Here is a 14,824-nt window from a genome sequence, read left to right on the forward strand (position 1 = left end):
TCTAACGGGCGGCGAACAGGACGCGCTCGCCCTCGCGCGACGCCCGTACCCCCGGGAGGTCGATCGGCCCCTGCCCGTGCCAGTCGGTCACGAGCCGGCAGACCTCGAGCGTCTGCAGCCGCGAGAGCGTCACCCCGAACTCGCTCTCGACGGCGAGCCGGACGAGCCGCTGGCGGAGCGCGGGCGGGTTCGCGGCGAGTTCGGGCGCCGAGAGCGAGATTCCCGCCTCGGAGTGCTCGGCGACGTCCTCGGCCATCTCCTCGGCGAAGTGGTCGAGCGCGGCGGAGTCCTCGCGGAGCTGGTCGGCGGTGCGGGCGAGCGCCTCGGGGACGCCGGCCCCGAGCTCCCGCTCGAGCGCGGGCATCAGGGCGTTCCGCACCCGGACGCGCCCGTACGCGGGGTCGTCGTTCTGCGGGTCGTCCCACGGCACCAGACCGGCGGACACGCACGCGGCGCGGGTCGTGTGCCGACGGACGCCGAGGAGCGGACGGCCGTACGCCGGGCCCACCGGGCGCACGGCGAGCGGCGCCATGCCGGAGAGTGCGTCCGGACCGCTCCCGCGCAGGAGCCCGAGCAGGACCGTCTCGGCCTGGTCGTCGAGCGTGTGGCCGAAGAACACCAGGGGTGACCCGACGTCGGAGGCGACCTCCGCGATCGAGGCGTGCCGTGCCTCCCGGGCGGCCCCTTCGGGCCCACCTACGGGACCGACGGCCACCCGACGGACGGTCACCGGGTCGAGTCCCAGCTCCGCACCCTGCCTGGAGGCACGGATCGCCACGTCCGCGGAGCCCGCCTGGAGCGCGTGGTCGACGATCACCGCGCCGGCGCGCAGCGCCTGCTTCGGCGCCACGAAGGCGGTCGCCGCCGCGAGCGCGAGCGAGTCCGCTCCTCCACTCAGGGCAACGAGGACGAGGTCACCGTCGGCGACGATGCGCTCCGCGCGGGCCGTCTCGAGCAGGGTGCGCACCGCACGCCGGGTCTCGGCGGTGGCGGGGTCCAACCGGGGACGCGGAGTGTTCACCCGGTAACGTTAGCCGCGCTTTCCCCCCGCACATCAGACTCAGGAGCGCAACATGGCCGCGTACGACGTCGTCGTCGAGATCCCCAAGGGCAGCCGCAACAAGTACGAGGTCGACCACGAGACCGGTCGCGTGTACCTCGACCGCGTGCTGTTCACCTCGTTCGTGTACCCGACCGACTACGGGTTCTTCGAGAACACCCTCGCGGACGACGGCGACCCCGTGGACGCGCTCCTCCTGCTCGAGTACCCGGTGTTCCCGGGCGTCGGCGTCAAGGTCCGCCCGGTCGGTGTCTTCAAGATGAGCGACGAGGCCGGCAACGACGCGAAGGTCCTCGTGGTCCCCGCGAAGGACCCGCGCTGGCAGCACATCCAGGACATCTCGGACGTCGACGAGCAGACGAAGGCCGAGATCGCGCACTTCTTCGAGCGCTACAAGGACCTCGAGCCGAACAAGTGGGTCAAGGCCGAGGGCTGGGGCGACGCCGCCGAGGCCGAGGCGATCGTGCAGGCCGGCCAGCAGGCCTACGTGCCCGCCGGTCACTGACCGTCCGACACACGAAGGGCCCCGCACTCCTGGTGAGTGCGGGGCCCTTCGTCCGTCCGTTCGTTCGTTTACAGCGAGCCGGTGGGGCGCGCGACGTACGGGAGCAGCTGGTTCGGGAGCCACACGGCGCGCTCGACCACGCCGACGCCGGGGCGTGCGGCCTCGATCATCTGGCCGTTGCCGGTGTAGATCGAGTCGTGGTAACCGCCGCTGGGGGTTCCGTTGTTCGAGTAGAAGAGGATGTCGCCGGGCTGGCGCTGCGAGAGCGGGACGAGTCGGCCGATGGACGCGAAGTAGTTGTACTGCCAGACGACGTTGTGCCCGCCGGTCGCGACACCCTGGGAGCCGTACGCCCCCATCACGAGGCCGGAGCAGTCCCAGGAGTTGGGGCCCGCGGCGCCCCACACGTAGGGGTCGCCGAGCTGAGCCCGCGCGAAGGCGATCGCCCCGGCGGCCCGTGACGGCGAGCTCGGAGCCGGCGTCGGCGTGGGGGTCGGTGTCGGCTTCGGGGACGGACGGCTCGGAGTGCTCGACCCGCCGGACGACGTGCCGCCTCCCGAGGACGAACCGCCACCCGAGGACGAACCGGCACCCGAGGACGAACCGGCACCCGACGACGAACCACCACCGGACGGCGAACCGCCACCCGACGACGAACCGCCACCAGAGGACGAACCAGCGTCCGCGGACGAGCCACCGCCTGCGGGCGCGCCGCCGCCCGAGGACGAGGCGCCGCCGGACGCAGCGCTGCCGCCACCCGAGGACGAGCCGCCCGAGGTCGTCGGCAGAGCCGCTGCCGCCTGCTTCGCCTGCTGGGCGCTCCAGTACGCGGTCTCGGTCGCGAGGCTCGTGCCCTTGAGGAAGGCGAGCTGTTCGAGGACCTGCCCCTGCTGGTCCTGTTCCTTCTGCACGCGCTGCTGCGCCGCGGCGGCGACCGCGTTCGCGTCGTCGAGGGCCCGCTTGGTGGTGGCGGTGGCCGCGGCCAGGGCCTTCGTCGCGGAACGCTGCTGGGCGGCGATCGCGTCGACCGTGTTCTGGTCCGCCTCGGCAGCCGCGAGCACGGTGGCCGAGTGCTGGGACAGGTGCGTCATCGTGCCGACGCGGTACAGCAGGTCCTTCGAGTCCTTCGCGTCCACGAGCATCGCGGTCGAGAGGTCGCCGCCGCCGGTCCGCGCGAGTTCGACGACGAGCGAGGCGACCTGCCCCGCGGACGCCTCCGCCTGCTTCTCGGCTCGCTTCGCCTGCCCCCGCAGTCCGTCGAGCGTCTGCTGGGCCTGCTGCTGCTGCGACGCCGCGAGCGCGTAGATCTGACCGGCCTGCATCTCGCGGACGCCGGCGGAGTCCGCCGCGTCCTGCAGCGTCTCGAGCCGGTCGTTCAGTTCGTCCGCCGTGCGCTGCGCCGCTGCCGCGTCGGACTTCGCCGCCCGCACGTCGTCCCAGCTCGGGGCCGACGGGGCCGCCTGCGCCGGAGCGGCGAGGGCGATCGACAGGCCGATGCCGAGGACGGCGACGACCGCGGTGCAGGTCAGGGACCGGGCGGGCTGCTTCATGGGTCGGGTCAACGCCTCCTGGCGACGCTCGTGCTCATACCGAGATCCCCCGCGCTGCCATGAAGGGGACCGGGTCGGTGGCGGCGCCGCCCACCCGGGTCTCGAAGTGGAGGTGGCACCCGGTCGACCAACCGGTCGAGCCGACCTTCGCGATCTGCTGGCCGGCGCTCACGTGCTGGCCGTACGCGACCATGATCCCGCCGTCGACGATGTGCCCGTAGGCGGTCGAGATGCCGCCGCCGTTGTCCAGGACGACCTCGTTGCCGTACCCGCCGCCGTTGCCCGCGAAGGTCACGATGCCGTCGTGCGCGGCGTAGATCGGGGAGTAGCAGGCGGGCGCGAGGTCGACGCCGGCGTGCAGTGCCGTGGCGTGCGTGTACGGGTCGACGCGCATGCCGAACCCGCTGGTCTGGTAGCCGCCGGCGGGTCGGACCCAACCGGACGAGTTCGGCGCCCCACCGCCCGAGCCTCCCTGGCTCGTCGCGGCCGCGCGGGCGGCGGCACGGGCGGCCTCGGCGGCGATGCGTGCCTGCCGCTTCTTCTCCTCCTCGACCCCCTTGCGGTACTTCGCTTCGACGCCCTGCTGCTTCGTGGTGAGGAGGGTGAGCTGCGCCTCCAGGCGGTCCTCGTTGTCGTTCTGGGCGTCGACGGCGGTCTGGGCCGCGTCCGCGGCGCCCTGCGCCTGCTGCATCTTCGCCTCGGCAGCGTCCGCGAGGGAGCCGAGCGCGCGCTTCGCGACGTCCGCCTTGTCGGCGAGGCCCTGGGCCGTGCCGCGATCCTGCGAGGCCTGCGCGTAGATGCCGTCCGCCTGCTCGCTGAGCTTCGACATCGCCCCGAGCTCGTAGAGCAGGTCTCCGGACTTGCCGGGGTGCGTCAGGAGGTCGGTCGAGACGTCGCTCGAGCTCGCACGACCGAGCTGTGCCGCGAGCTGGCCGGCCTGGGCCTCCGACGCTGCGGCGGTCTTCTTCGCCTCATCCGCCTGGCCCTGGAGCTTCTGCTGCTTGAGCGTCGCCTGGTCGTACTTCGTCTGCGCCGTCTGGTAGGCCGTGCCGGCTGCCTCCGCGGCCTTCTGCTTCGACGCGGCCTCGTCCTTGAGGGTCTCGATCAGCGACTTGATCTCGGAGACCTTGTCCTGTTGCGCCTGCGTGGAGGCCTTGGCCTTCTCCACGTCGTCCCAGCTCGGGTAGCTCGCGGCACTGGCCGGCCCGCTCGGCGTGAGCGCGGCGAGGGTCCCGGCCGTGAGCGCGACGGCGACCGCTGCGGCGACGAGGCGGCTGCGGGAGCGGAGGGAGAACGGTGAGGTCGACATGTGTCTCGATTTCGTAACAGCGCGGCAAGGCTCACGCACGTAACACTGTTAACAGACGCAACAGTAACAACAGGTGTCGCAGCCGGTCACCCCTCGTGTGAGGGGCAGCAGCGTGCGACGACGATGCTCGCACGCGGGCACCGACGGCTCGGATCGGAGCCTGGTGCTCCACGGTGAGTGAATGCCCGCGGACCACCCGCGCCCTCGCGACACGCCGGGGATGCCACGCCGGGGCCGTTCGATTTGTGAAACCCGGGGGGCATCCGTATGCTTGTCCATCGGTAGCGCACTGCACCGCTTGCGGCCCTATCGTTTAGTGGCCTAGGACACCGCCCTTTCACGGCGGCAGCACGGGTTCGAATCCCGTTGGGGTCACTCTTCGTGAGTGAGCAGGCAAGCAGCGCAACACCGAGCAAGACAGCAAGACAGTAATTCAACATGGCCCTGTAGCGCAGTTGGTTAGCGTGCCGCCCTGTCACGGCGGAGGTCGCGGGTTCAAGTCCCGTCAGGGTCGCCACGGCTGGATAGCTCAGTTGGTAGAGCGTTCGACTGAAAATCGAAAGGTCCACGGATCGATGCCGTGTCCAGCCACGGTGAAAGGCCCCCTACTCCGGTAGGGGGCCTTTTCGCGTTCCGGGTGCGTACGCGTCGCCTGTTCGCGTCCGGCGCGGATCGAACCACGTTCCCGACATCGAACCGGGCAGCGGGCCTGGTTCGACGTCGGGAACGTGGTTCGACGCGTCACGCCTCGCGGGTCTTCGGGCTGCTGTCGTTCGTCTTCGCCGGGTCGCGCTCGACCACACCGCCGAGGGCGTCGTCGATCCGTGACATCAGCTCCGCGGGGATCGTGACCCCGGCAGCGCCGGCGTTGTCGTGCACCTGCTCCGGCCGCGACGCGCCGATGATCGCCGATGCCACGTTCTCGTTCTGCAGCACCCACGCCACGGCGAGCTGCGCCATCGACAGGTCCAGCTCGGCGGCGATCGGCTTGAGGTCCTGCACCGCCGTCAGCACCTCGTCGTTCATGAAGCGCTCGATCATCTTCGCGCCGCCCTTGTCGTCCGTGGCACGCGAGCCCTCCGGCAGCGGCTGGCCGGGCTGGTACTTCCCGGTGAGGACGCCCTGTGCGATCGGGGACCAGACGATCTGCGAGATGCCGAGCTCCTTCGACGTCGGGACGACCTCGCCCTCGATGACCCGCCAGAGCGCGGAGTACTGCGGCTGGTTCGAGATGAGCTGGACGCCCAGGTCATCGGCGATCTCGTGTCCGGCGCGGAGCTGCTCCGCCGTCCACTCGCTCACGCCGATGTAGAGCGCCTTGCCCTGCCGCACGACGTCCGCGAACGCCATCATCGTCTCCTCGAGCGGCGTCTCGTGGTCGAAGCGGTGCGCCTGGTAGAGGTCGACGTAGTCGGTCTGCAGCCGTTCGAGCGAGCCGTTGATCGACTCGAGGATGTGCTTGCGGCTCAGGCCGGTGTCGTTGTGCCCCTTGGGTCCGGTCGGCCCGAACACCTTCGTGGCGATCTCGAGGGACTGGCGCCGCTCCCCCTTCAGCGCCTCGCCGAGGACGGTCTCGGCGCCGGTGTTCGCGTAGACGTCGGCGGTGTCGAACGTCGAGATGCCGACGTCGAGCGCTGCCCGGACGCAGGCGATGGCGGCGTCGTTCTCGACCTGGGAGGCGTGGGTCAGCCAGTTGCCGTAGGTGATCTCGGACACCTTGAGGCCCGAGTTGCCGAGGTAGCGGTACTCCATGTGCGTGTCACTCCTGTCGTGGGCCGCGTCGGTGCGGTCCGAACCGTGACGGTAGTCCGACGAGCCCGCACGGCGACCAACAACTGTAGGGTGATGTATCAGCTCGGCGATCGGGGGCAAGACGAAACCCCGGCGATGTGGCTCAGCCAGTGATCGTTCCGGGGTCTTCGCGGACAACGCTATCAGACAGGGGTGTGATGCAGGAAGGCGAGCTCGAGCGCTTGATCACAGCAGAGCGGCTTCGTTCGTACATCGAGCGGACAGGGTCCGCGACCGCTGCGGTACGGCTGTACGAGTGGAACATGCGAGCCGCGGCGTCCGTGATGGAACTCACCGGCGTTGTCGAGGTGATCGCCCGCAACGCTCTCGACCGAGAACTCCGCGCGTGGGCCGACCGGCGCACCGGGGCACCGTGGTTCGACGTTGCTCCGCTCGACGCTCGTGGCCGCGCAGACCTGGCGAACGCTCGAGCACGTGCGAGCCGCGACGGACGTCGCGGCGAAGTCCACGGCCGGGTCATCGCTGAACTCACCTTCGGGTTCTGGCGGTACCTCGTCGAATCGCGGTACCTGACCGCGCTGTGGACGCCCGCGCTCCACCGGGCTTTCCCGCACGGTCCCGCAGACTCCTTGACACGCCAGCGGGAAGTCCGGCGTCGGCTGCAGCAACTGCACTTCGTCCGGAACCGCGCCGCACATCACGAACCGATTCACGCACGCGACCTGCAGCGCGACCACGACTACGCGCTCGAGCTCCTCGGCTGGGTCAGCCCGGTCGCCGCTGAGTGGGCAGCCGACACCACGTCGCTCCGCGCCGTCCTGACCACCCGACCCAGCGGCTGAGGTGCAGGATCGCAGGGGTGCGGCGCAACGCGGTGCCGCGGGGAGCGAAGGAGCATCCATGACCGGAGCGAGTGTCCTGTTCATCGGCGGCAGCGGGGTGATCAGCGCCGCGTGTGTGCGCGAGGCCGTCGAGCAGGGGTTCGACGTGACGGTGCTCAACCGGGGGACCACCGGGGGCAGGCCGATCCCGGAGGGTGTGACGCGCCTCCAAGCCGACGTCTCGGACCGCGCCGCCCTGGCGGACGTGCTCGGCGACCGCCGGTGGGACGTCGTGATCAACTGGATTGCTTTCACCCCCGACCAGGTGCAGGCCGACGTGGAGACCTTCGCCGGGAGGACGCGGCAGTACGTCTTCATCAGCTCGGCGTCGGCGTACCAGACCCCCGCGACGCACCTGCCGATCACGGAGTCGACGCCGCTGAAGAACCCGTACTGGCAGTACTCGCGCGACAAGATCGCGTGCGAGGAACTGCTGATGCAGGCGTACCGCGACCAGGACTTCCCGGTCACGATCATCCGCCCGTCGCACACGTACGACGAGACGAAGCTCCCGCTGACCGGCGGGTGGACCGCGGTCGCGCGCATGCGGGCCGGCAAGCCGGTCATCATCACGGGTGACGGTTCGTCGCTCTGGACGCTGACGAACAGCCGCGACTTCGCGGTCGGGTTCACCGGGCTGCTCGACCGGGCCGAGGCGATCGGCGAGGCCTTCACGATCACGAGCGACGAGGCGCCGACGTGGAACCAGATCGCCGAGGAGATCGCTGTCGCGGCCGGGGTGTCCGACCTGAAGATCGTGCACGTGCCCGCGGACGCGATCAACGCGGTGGACCCGGAGTGGGGCGCGGCGCTCCTCGGCGACAAGGCGAACAGCTCGGTGTTCGACAACAGCAAGGTGCGGTCGCTCGTGCCGTGGTACCGGCCGCGGATCCCCTACCGGCAGGGCGTGCGCGAGGTCATCGCCTGGTACGAGGCGCACCCGGAGGAGCAGGTCGTCGACGAACGGCTCGACGCGCTGATGGACGAGCTCGCGGAGCGCTGGCGGTCTGACCCGGGGCGGTGACGGTGGCGGGGCGGCGGCTGACGACGCGTCGAACCACGAAGGCGACATCGAACCGGGCTGCGGACCTGGTTCGATGTCGCCTTCGCGGTGCAACGTGCGGAGGGCGCGCACCAGGACGACCGGCCGGGAGGCACGGCGCGCGCCCGCCCCGTCAGCTGCGGCCGCGCAGGACCTCGCCGAGCACGTCGACCGCGTGCCGCACCTCGTCGTCGGTGACGACGAGCGGCGGCGCGAAGCGGATCGTCGACCCGTGGGTGTCCTTCACGAGGACGCCGCGGTCGGCCATGTCGTGCGCGATCTCCTTGCCGGTGCCGAGCGCGGGGTCGATGTCGATCCCCGCCCAGAGCCCGGCCACGCGGTGCGTCACGACGCCCTGCCCGACAAGGTCGTCGAGGAGGCCCCGGAGCAGCGGTTCGCCGTCGAGGGCTCGCTGCTGGAACGTGCCCTCACCGAGCATCGCCACGACCTCGGAGCCGACGGCGGCCGCGAGCGGGTTCCCGCCGAAGGTCGAGCCGTGCTCGCCCGGGCGCAGGACACCGAGGACCTCGCGGCGACCGACCACGGCGGACACGGGGACGATCCCGCCGCCGAGTGCCTTGCCGAGGGTGATGAGGTCGGGCGTGACGCCGACGCGTTCCACGGCGAGGGTGTGCCCGGTCCGACCGAGGCCGGACTGGATCTCGTCGGCGACGAACAGCGCGCCGAACTCGTCGCAGATCTCGCGCACCGCGGGCAGGTACGACGCCGGCGGGATGACCACGCCGCCCTCGCCCTGGATCGGCTCGAGCAGCACGGCGACGACGGTCTCGTCCATCGCCGCGCGGAGGGCGTCGGCGTCGCCGTAGGGCACCGTGCGGAACCCGGGCGTGAACGGTCCGAAGTCGTTCCGGGCCGAGGGGTCGTCCGAGAACGACACGATCGTCGTCGTGCGGCCGTGGAAGTTGCCGGACGCGACGATGATCGTGGCTCGGTCGGCCGGGACGCCCTTCACGCGGTAGCCCCAGGCGCGGGAGACCTTGATCGCGGACTCGACGGCCTCGGCACCGGTGTTCATCGGGAGCACCATGTCGGTACCCGTCAGGTCGGCGAGCGCGGCGGCGAACGGCCCGAGCCGGTCGTTCACGAACGCCCGGCTCGTCAGGGTCACCCGGTCGAGCTGGGCACGTGCGGCGTCGAGCAGCCGGGGGTTCCCGTGGCCGAAGTTCACCGCGGAGTACGCGGCGAGTCCGTCGAGGTAGCGCTTGCCGTCGACGTCCGTGACGGTGGCACCGGAACCGGACGCGATGACGACGGGCAGCGGGCTGTAGTTGTGGGCGAGGGAACGGTCCTCGACGGCGAGCGCAGCCGCGGTGGCGGTGCCGGTCGCGGTGGTCATCGCGCGACCGAGTTGCCGGTGCCGACCGGGTGCAGGTCGAGCGTGCAGCACTTCACGCCGCCGCCGCCGAGCAGCAGCTCGGAGAGGTCGACGCCGATCGGGTTGTAGCCCTTCTCACGCAGCTGCTCCGCGAACGTCGTGGCGCGCGACGCGATCACGACGTTGTAGCCGTCCGAGTAGGAGTTCAGCCCGAGGATCGCGGCGTCCTCCTCGGTCGCGATGATCGCGTCCGGGAAGCGCTCGCGCAGGATCGCGAGCGACGCGTCGTCGAAGGCCGACTCGAGGTACGCGATGTTGCTGGTTCCGTCCGAGGAGGGCTCCGGGTCGAGCACGGCGATCGCGGTGTCGAGGTGGTAGAAGTTCGGGTTGATCAGCTTGAGCGTGACGACCTCGCGGCCGTAGATCTTCGCGAGCTCCTCGTGCGAGGTGCTGTCCGAGCGGAAGCCCGTGCCGGCGAAGATCGTGTCGCCGATGAGCAGGAAGTCGCCCTCGCCCTCGTTCGTCTCCTCCGGCTCGGCGACGGTCAGGCCGGCACTGCGGAACCAGTCCATGTACGCGGGACCCTCGGGCTGGCGCTCGGGGTACTGGAACTTCGCGCCGTACGCGACGCCGTCGAGCACGAAGCCGCCGTTGGCCGCGTAGACCATGTCGGGCAGGCCCTCGATCGGCTCGATGTACGAGATGTCGAAGCCGAGCTGCTCGTAGACGTCGACGAGCGACTGCCACTGCTCGACGGCCTTCGACGTGTCGGTCGGCTCCTCCGGGTGCATCCACGGGTTGATCCGGTAGCTGACCGTGTAGTGGGTCGGCTTGCACATGAGGATCGTGCGCTTCGTGGCGACGCGGGCCGGGGTGGCGAGGGATTCGGGAGCGGTGTTCGACATCAGTCCTCCTGGGGGACCGGGGCCCGAGCCTGCCAGGAACCACCACTGGACGAGTTGCAGAGCTCCGGCGAGATGCAGGCTCACTCGCCGTAGCGGACCAGGTCGACGCCACTCGGCAGTCTGGCACAGACAGTCCGCCCGGTGCAGTCACGAGGTGGTCACGGGGTGGCACCCGTTCGGGTGACGCACGTTTCGTGCGCGGGACCCACCTGGCGTGCAAGAAGTCCGCGTAGCATTGGTGCAATGGATTCGCTCGACCACCGCATCCTGGATCAACTCCGGGAGAATGCCCGTGCCGGCTACGGCGACATCGGGTCGGTGGTCGGACTCTCGGCCTCCGCGGTGAAGCGTCGCGTCGACCGGCTCGTCGCCGACGGGGTCATCCAGGGCTTCACGATCAAGGTCGACCCCGCCGTCGAGGACCGCGGCACCGAGGCCTGGGTCGAGCTCTACTGCCGCGGCACCGTCTCCCCCGACGAACTGCGCTCCCTGCTCGACAGCGTGCCCGAGGTGATCGACGCCGGGACGGTCACCGGCAGCGCCGACGCCGTGGTGCACATGCGGTCGCGCGACCTCCCCGCGCTCGAGGAGGCGCTCGACAAGGTGCGCCTCGCGCCGCAGGTCGACCACACGAGGAGCGCCATCGTGCTCTCGAAGCTGGTCACCCGCGAATCCGCCTGAAGCGGGTCGCCCCCGGCGCGTAGGTTCGCCCCTGTGGGACGGAAGACGACAGCCTGGAGGCGCGGCGTGCCTCCAGGACGGTCCGTGACGGCCCGGCGGATGGTCACCGCCGCCAGCGCCGCGTACGCGGCCAACTGCCTCTGGGGCACGGCGGTGGCCGTGCGCCTCATCCGGACGAGGAAGCTCCGGGTCGTGCACCACGGGCTGTTCGTCGTGACCGCGACGCTGACCGGGGTCGCGGCCACCACGCCGGTCTGGACCCGGGACCGCAGCGCGCTGTTCCTGCTGCCTGCGCTCGTGCCGCTGGCCGTCGCTCCGAGGACGAACCCCCGCGCCGGAGCACACTGGAGGGTCGCGGTCGCCGCCGCACCGTCCTACCTGGGGGCGCTGCTCGCGGGCGGACGACGAGAGAGGTGAGCATGGAGCTCTTCGAAGCCATCCGACGCCGACGCACGACCAACGGTGCCTTCCTGCCCGACCCCGTGTCCGAGGAGCACCAGCGGCTGCTGATGGAGCTCGCAGGTCGCGCTCCGTCGCAGCTGAACAGCCAGCCGTGGCGGTTCGTGCTCGTCGAGGAGCGCGAGACCATCGACCGCGTGGCACAGATCAGCGGGTCGTCGATGACGCGGACGATGGCCGAGGGGACGTTCTTCGAGCGGTACAAGCCGTACTTCCGGTTCTCGCAGGCCGAGATGGACGAACGTCGGGACGGGATGCTGTTCGACAAGCTCCCCGGGCCGCTCAAGCCGTTCACGAAGCAGGTGTTCACGAAGCGCGGCCAGCTGCTCATGAACACCCTCCGCGTGCCGCAGACCCTCGGTGAGGAGAACCGGAAGCTCGTCGCCGGGTCGCCGCTGCTCCTCGGGGTGATGCTCGACCGGCACGAGTACCGGAAGGAGGAGCTGTCCGGCTTCTACTCGGTGTTCAGCATGGGTGCGGCGATGGAGAACATCTGGCTCGCCACCACCGAGCTCGGTCTCGGCATCCAGTTCGTGTCGTTCCCGATGGAGACCCCGGGAGCGTGGGAGGAGATCGAGGGGCTGCTCCGGGTCCCGCCGTCGCTGGAGCTCATGGCCGTGTACCGGATCGGGTACCTGCCGCCCGAGCGTCGACGGCCCGCGATCGACTGGACGTCGAGCGAGCGGAAGCGGCCGTCGCAGTACGTCTTCCGGGGCACGTGCGACACCCCGCAGCAGGGGTGGGACGACGTCGCTCCCACCGGCGGAGCGGACCTCCGGTGACCGCGATCTCGTCGGTCGCGCCGCGGTTGCCCGGCCGCCCGTGGATCCAGCAGGACTGGCTCGACGTCGTCTTCGTGCACTGGCGGGTGGACGTCTCCGCGGTCGCCCCGCACCTGCCGGCCGGTGTGCGCCCCGACACGCTCGGAGCGGACGGCGTCGACGACGGCGTGACCACGTGGGTGGGGCTCATCGCGTTCCGGTTCACCGAGACCGCGTTCCCGCCCGTCCGGGTCGGACGTGTCGGCGACTTCGTCGAGGTGAACGTCCGCGTCTACACCGTCGACGACCAGGGCCGGCACGGCGTCGTGTTCCTGTCGCTCGACGCCGGGAAGCTCCTGCCGACCCTCGGAGCCCGGGCCGCGACGGCGCTGCCGTACTGGTGGGCACACGCCGAGTTCCGCCGCCCGGAGCCGGACCGAGCCGCGTACGCGATGCGCCGGCACGGCACCCACACGCGGTCGATGATCGACGTGCGGATCGGCTCGCGGATCGAGGAGCCGACGGCGCTGGAGACCTTCCTCACCGCACGCTGGGGCATGCACGTGCACCGGGCCGGCCGGACGCGCTTCTGGCCGAACGAGCACGAGACGTGGCCGCTGCACCGGGCGTCGATCGTGCACCTGCGGGACGACCTCGTCGCGGCGGCGGGGCTGCCGTTCGCGCTGACGGAGCTCGAGCCGGACTCGGTGCTCTACGCGCCGGGGGTCACGACGCGGTTCGGTCTGGGGCGCTGAGCAGGTCCTCGTCGACTTCGGGGTCGGTGATCCTCGACGCAGCCCGTCGGTCCACGACGGCGGCGACGACGCTGACGGGCACGATCACGATGCCCCAGCCGATCCAGCGCGACGCGCGGGGTTCGTGGACGCCGGGGACGGTCAGCGCCACGACGGCGAACGCGGCCGACGAGCCCGAGGGCGACCGCGCCCACCAGCCCGACCCCGCCGGCGAGGACCGCGGCGGGGAGCGCACCCGGGACGCCGACACGTCGGAGCCAGACCCCGAGCACCACGACCGCGAACGAGCCGATCAGCTGCGCCAGTGGCGGCCCCCACCACTCGACCGGACGGATCGGCGTCCGCCGGAGCCACCGCGGCTCGATCCCCGCAGTCGCGTCCTCGTCTCGGGTCTCCATCCCGCCATCCTGCTCGCCACCGGCGCCCGGGCCCTGAGCTTCTGACCTCTCCGAGCGCCGACCGGGGGACGGCGAACTGGGTGGGGCACGGCACGGGTGTCGGTACAACGGGGTCATGACTCGTGTGGCAGTGGTGACCGGTGGTTCGGCTGGACTCGGACGGGCGACGGTGCGCGAGCTCGCCGCCCGGGGGTGGGACGTCGCGGTCCTCGCCCGCGGGAAGGACGGTGTCGACGCCGCGGTCGCCGAGGTCGAGGCAGCGGGACGCCGGGGGCTGGCGGTGCTGGTGGACGTCTCCGAGCGCGAGGCCCTCGAGGCCGCAGCCGACCGCGTCGAAGCCGAGCTCGGGCCGATCGACCTCTGGGTGAACGACGTGATGGTCGGCGTCTTCGGACGGTTCCTCGACACCGACCCCGACGACTTCGAACGGGCGCTCCACGTCACCTACCTCGGCTGCGTGAACGGCACCCGGGCAGCACTGTCCCGCATGGTCCCGCGCGATCGCGGCCAGGTGATCCAGGTCGGCTCGGCACTGGGCTTCCGCGGGATCCCCCTGCAGGCTGCGTACTGCGGCGCGAAGCACGCGATCGTCGGGTTCACCGAGTCCGTCGTGTCCGAGCTCGAGGAGCAGGGCAGCAAGGTCGCGATCTCGCGGGTCGACATGCCGGCGCTCAACACGATCCAGTTCCAGTGGGTGAAGTCGAAGCTGCCGCACCAGGCGCAGCCGGTCGCGCCGATCTACCAGCCCGAGGTGGGCGCACGGGCGATCGCTGCGACCGCCGAGCGACCCCGCCGTCGCACGTGGGTCGGGGAGTCGACCGTCTACACGATCCTCGGCAACCGCATCAGCGGACGCTTCGCCGACTGGTACGCCGCGAAGACCCTCGTGTCCGGGCAGCAGGCACCGCAGAAGGACGGTGCCGCTCTCGGCGTCAACCTCTACGAGCCGATCCCGGGCGACCACGGTGCGCACGGAGTCTTCGACGACTCGGCGCACGCCTGGTCACCGCAGACCTGGTGGGTCGAGCACCGCCGGCTCGGCAACGGCATCATCGGCGCGGCGCTCGGTCTCGCCGGGGCAGTGGCGCTCACGGCCGGACGCCGGAAGTGAGCACCGTCGAGCCGCTCCGCCTCGCGGTCGGCCTCGGGCACGCGGTCCGACTGGCAACGCGGAGCGGGACGCCGGTGCTCGACGGGGTCCTCGCCGTCCGCCAGACCGTGCAGGCCGCCTTCGTCGGACGGACGGGCTCTGCCGACGCCCATACCGCGAGTGCGCTCGTCGACGTCCTGCACGGGGCGTCGATGGTCCCGGTCGCGGTGCTCGGCGGGCGTCTCCGCGGCTACGCGGCGGTCCAGGTCCTGCTCGCCGCCGTCCTCACCGCGGCGGAGATCTCGGCCGTCGGGAGCGGGCGACGCCGCCGCTGAACCGG

Annotated in this window: 16 protein-coding genes and 3 tRNA genes; 13 read left to right on the forward strand and 6 right to left on the reverse strand. The window is 71.2% G+C overall.

The features are described 5' to 3' along the window. Position 1: 1 nt before the first annotated feature. Positions 2-1,021, reverse strand: coding sequence for a tRNA lysidine(34) synthetase TilS (tilS, locus tag ACSW7Y_RS02550; protein ID WP_438124777.1), 1,020 nt, complete (start codon positions 1,019-1,021; stop codon positions 2-4). Between the two features lie 52 nt (positions 1,022-1,073). On the opposite strand from tilS, the gene ACSW7Y_RS02555 reads away from it, so the two are divergent. Further along, positions 1,074-1,565 carry an inorganic diphosphatase gene (locus ACSW7Y_RS02555; RefSeq protein WP_058724103.1) on the forward strand — a complete coding sequence of 164 codons (492 nt, stop codon included), beginning with the start codon at positions 1,074-1,076 and terminating at the stop codon, positions 1,563-1,565. A 68-nt stretch (positions 1,566-1,633) separates the two neighbouring features. On the opposite strand, the gene ACSW7Y_RS02560 is transcribed toward ACSW7Y_RS02555, so the two are convergent. Together ACSW7Y_RS02560 and ACSW7Y_RS02565 are read right to left on the reverse strand one after the other, a co-directional pair. Continuing rightward, positions 1,634-3,115, reverse strand: coding sequence for an NlpC/P60 family protein (locus ACSW7Y_RS02560; RefSeq protein WP_438124778.1), 1,482 nt, complete (start codon positions 3,113-3,115; stop codon positions 1,634-1,636). A gap of 34 nt (positions 3,116-3,149) precedes the next feature. After that, complete coding sequence (locus tag ACSW7Y_RS02565) at positions 3,150-4,424, reverse strand: peptidoglycan DD-metalloendopeptidase family protein (protein ID WP_438124779.1); 1,275 nt, start codon at positions 4,422-4,424, stop codon at positions 3,150-3,152. A gap of 302 nt (positions 4,425-4,726) precedes the next feature. On the opposite strand from ACSW7Y_RS02565, the gene ACSW7Y_RS02570 reads away from it, so the two are divergent. The 3 genes from ACSW7Y_RS02570 (at position 4,727) to ACSW7Y_RS02580 (ending at position 5,015) form a co-directional block, all read left to right on the forward strand. Then, positions 4,727-4,799, forward strand: a tRNA-Glu gene (locus tag ACSW7Y_RS02570). Between the two features lie 65 nt (positions 4,800-4,864). Next, positions 4,865-4,941, forward strand: a tRNA-Asp gene (locus ACSW7Y_RS02575). Between the two features lies 1 nt (position 4,942). Beyond that, a tRNA-Phe gene (locus ACSW7Y_RS02580) sits at positions 4,943-5,015 on the forward strand. Between the two features lie 150 nt (positions 5,016-5,165). Here the strand turns inward: ACSW7Y_RS02580 and ACSW7Y_RS02585 are convergent. Continuing rightward, complete coding sequence (locus ACSW7Y_RS02585; RefSeq protein WP_438124780.1) at positions 5,166-6,176, reverse strand: aldo/keto reductase family protein; 1,011 nt, start codon at positions 6,174-6,176, stop codon at positions 5,166-5,168. Between the two features lie 221 nt (positions 6,177-6,397). Between ACSW7Y_RS02585 and ACSW7Y_RS02590 the strand changes: the two genes are divergently transcribed. After that, complete coding sequence (locus tag ACSW7Y_RS02590) at positions 6,398-7,018, forward strand: hypothetical protein (protein WP_438124781.1); 621 nt, start codon at positions 6,398-6,400, stop codon at positions 7,016-7,018. Positions 7,019-7,076: 58 nt separating this feature from the next. Then, entirely contained in the window at positions 7,077-8,081 is a 1,005-nt protein-coding gene (locus ACSW7Y_RS02595) for an SDR family oxidoreductase (RefSeq protein WP_438124782.1), read from the forward strand. Between the two features lie 151 nt (positions 8,082-8,232). Here ACSW7Y_RS02595 and rocD read toward each other — a convergent pair whose 3' ends face one another. Together rocD and ddaH are read right to left on the reverse strand one after the other, a co-directional pair. Further along, the gene (rocD, locus tag ACSW7Y_RS02600) at positions 8,233-9,456 is read right to left on the reverse strand and encodes an ornithine--oxo-acid transaminase (protein ID WP_438124783.1); all 1,224 of its coding nucleotides are present in this window, start codon (positions 9,454-9,456) and stop codon (positions 8,233-8,235) included. Beyond that, a complete protein-coding gene (gene ddaH / locus ACSW7Y_RS02605) occupies positions 9,453-10,340 on the reverse strand; it encodes a dimethylargininase (RefSeq protein ID WP_438124784.1) in 888 nt (295 codons plus the stop codon). Before ddaH ends, rocD begins: the two co-directional genes overlap by 4 nt. Positions 10,341-10,583: 243 nt before the next feature. On the opposite strand from ddaH, the gene ACSW7Y_RS02610 reads away from it, so the two are divergent. The 7 genes from ACSW7Y_RS02610 to ACSW7Y_RS02640 all read left to right on the forward strand — a co-directional run bounded on the left by ACSW7Y_RS02610 (position 10,584) and on the right by ACSW7Y_RS02640 (position 14,819). Continuing rightward, entirely contained in the window at positions 10,584-11,021 is a 438-nt protein-coding gene (locus ACSW7Y_RS02610; RefSeq protein ID WP_290133239.1) for an Lrp/AsnC family transcriptional regulator, read from the forward strand. Positions 11,022-11,105: 84 nt separating this feature from the next. After that, complete coding sequence (locus ACSW7Y_RS02615; RefSeq protein WP_438124785.1) at positions 11,106-11,438, forward strand: hypothetical protein; 333 nt, start codon at positions 11,106-11,108, stop codon at positions 11,436-11,438. 2 nt (positions 11,439-11,440) lie between these two features. Beyond that, positions 11,441-12,262, forward strand: coding sequence for a nitroreductase family protein (locus ACSW7Y_RS02620; RefSeq protein WP_438124786.1), 822 nt, complete (start codon positions 11,441-11,443; stop codon positions 12,260-12,262). Continuing rightward, positions 12,259-12,996: a YqjF family protein gene (locus tag ACSW7Y_RS02625; protein WP_438124787.1), complete on the forward strand. Its 738-nt coding sequence runs from the start codon at positions 12,259-12,261 to the stop codon at positions 12,994-12,996. Before ACSW7Y_RS02620 ends, ACSW7Y_RS02625 begins: the two co-directional genes overlap by 4 nt. 26 nt (positions 12,997-13,022) lie before the next feature. Continuing rightward, positions 13,023-13,439 (forward strand): hypothetical protein, encoded by a 417-nt coding sequence (locus tag ACSW7Y_RS02630; RefSeq protein ID WP_438124788.1) that lies wholly within the window; start codon positions 13,023-13,025, stop codon positions 13,437-13,439. Between the two features lie 70 nt (positions 13,440-13,509). Beyond that, positions 13,510-14,505, forward strand: coding sequence for an SDR family oxidoreductase (locus ACSW7Y_RS02635; RefSeq protein WP_438124789.1), 996 nt, complete (start codon positions 13,510-13,512; stop codon positions 14,503-14,505). Continuing rightward, complete coding sequence (locus ACSW7Y_RS02640) at positions 14,502-14,819, forward strand: hypothetical protein (protein WP_438124790.1); 318 nt, start codon at positions 14,502-14,504, stop codon at positions 14,817-14,819. Before ACSW7Y_RS02635 ends, ACSW7Y_RS02640 begins: the two co-directional genes overlap by 4 nt. The last annotated feature ends 5 nt before the right edge of the window (positions 14,820-14,824 follow it).

Source organism: Curtobacterium flaccumfaciens (assembly GCF_051548005.1).
Lineage (GTDB): Bacteria > Actinomycetota > Actinomycetes > Actinomycetales > Microbacteriaceae > Curtobacterium.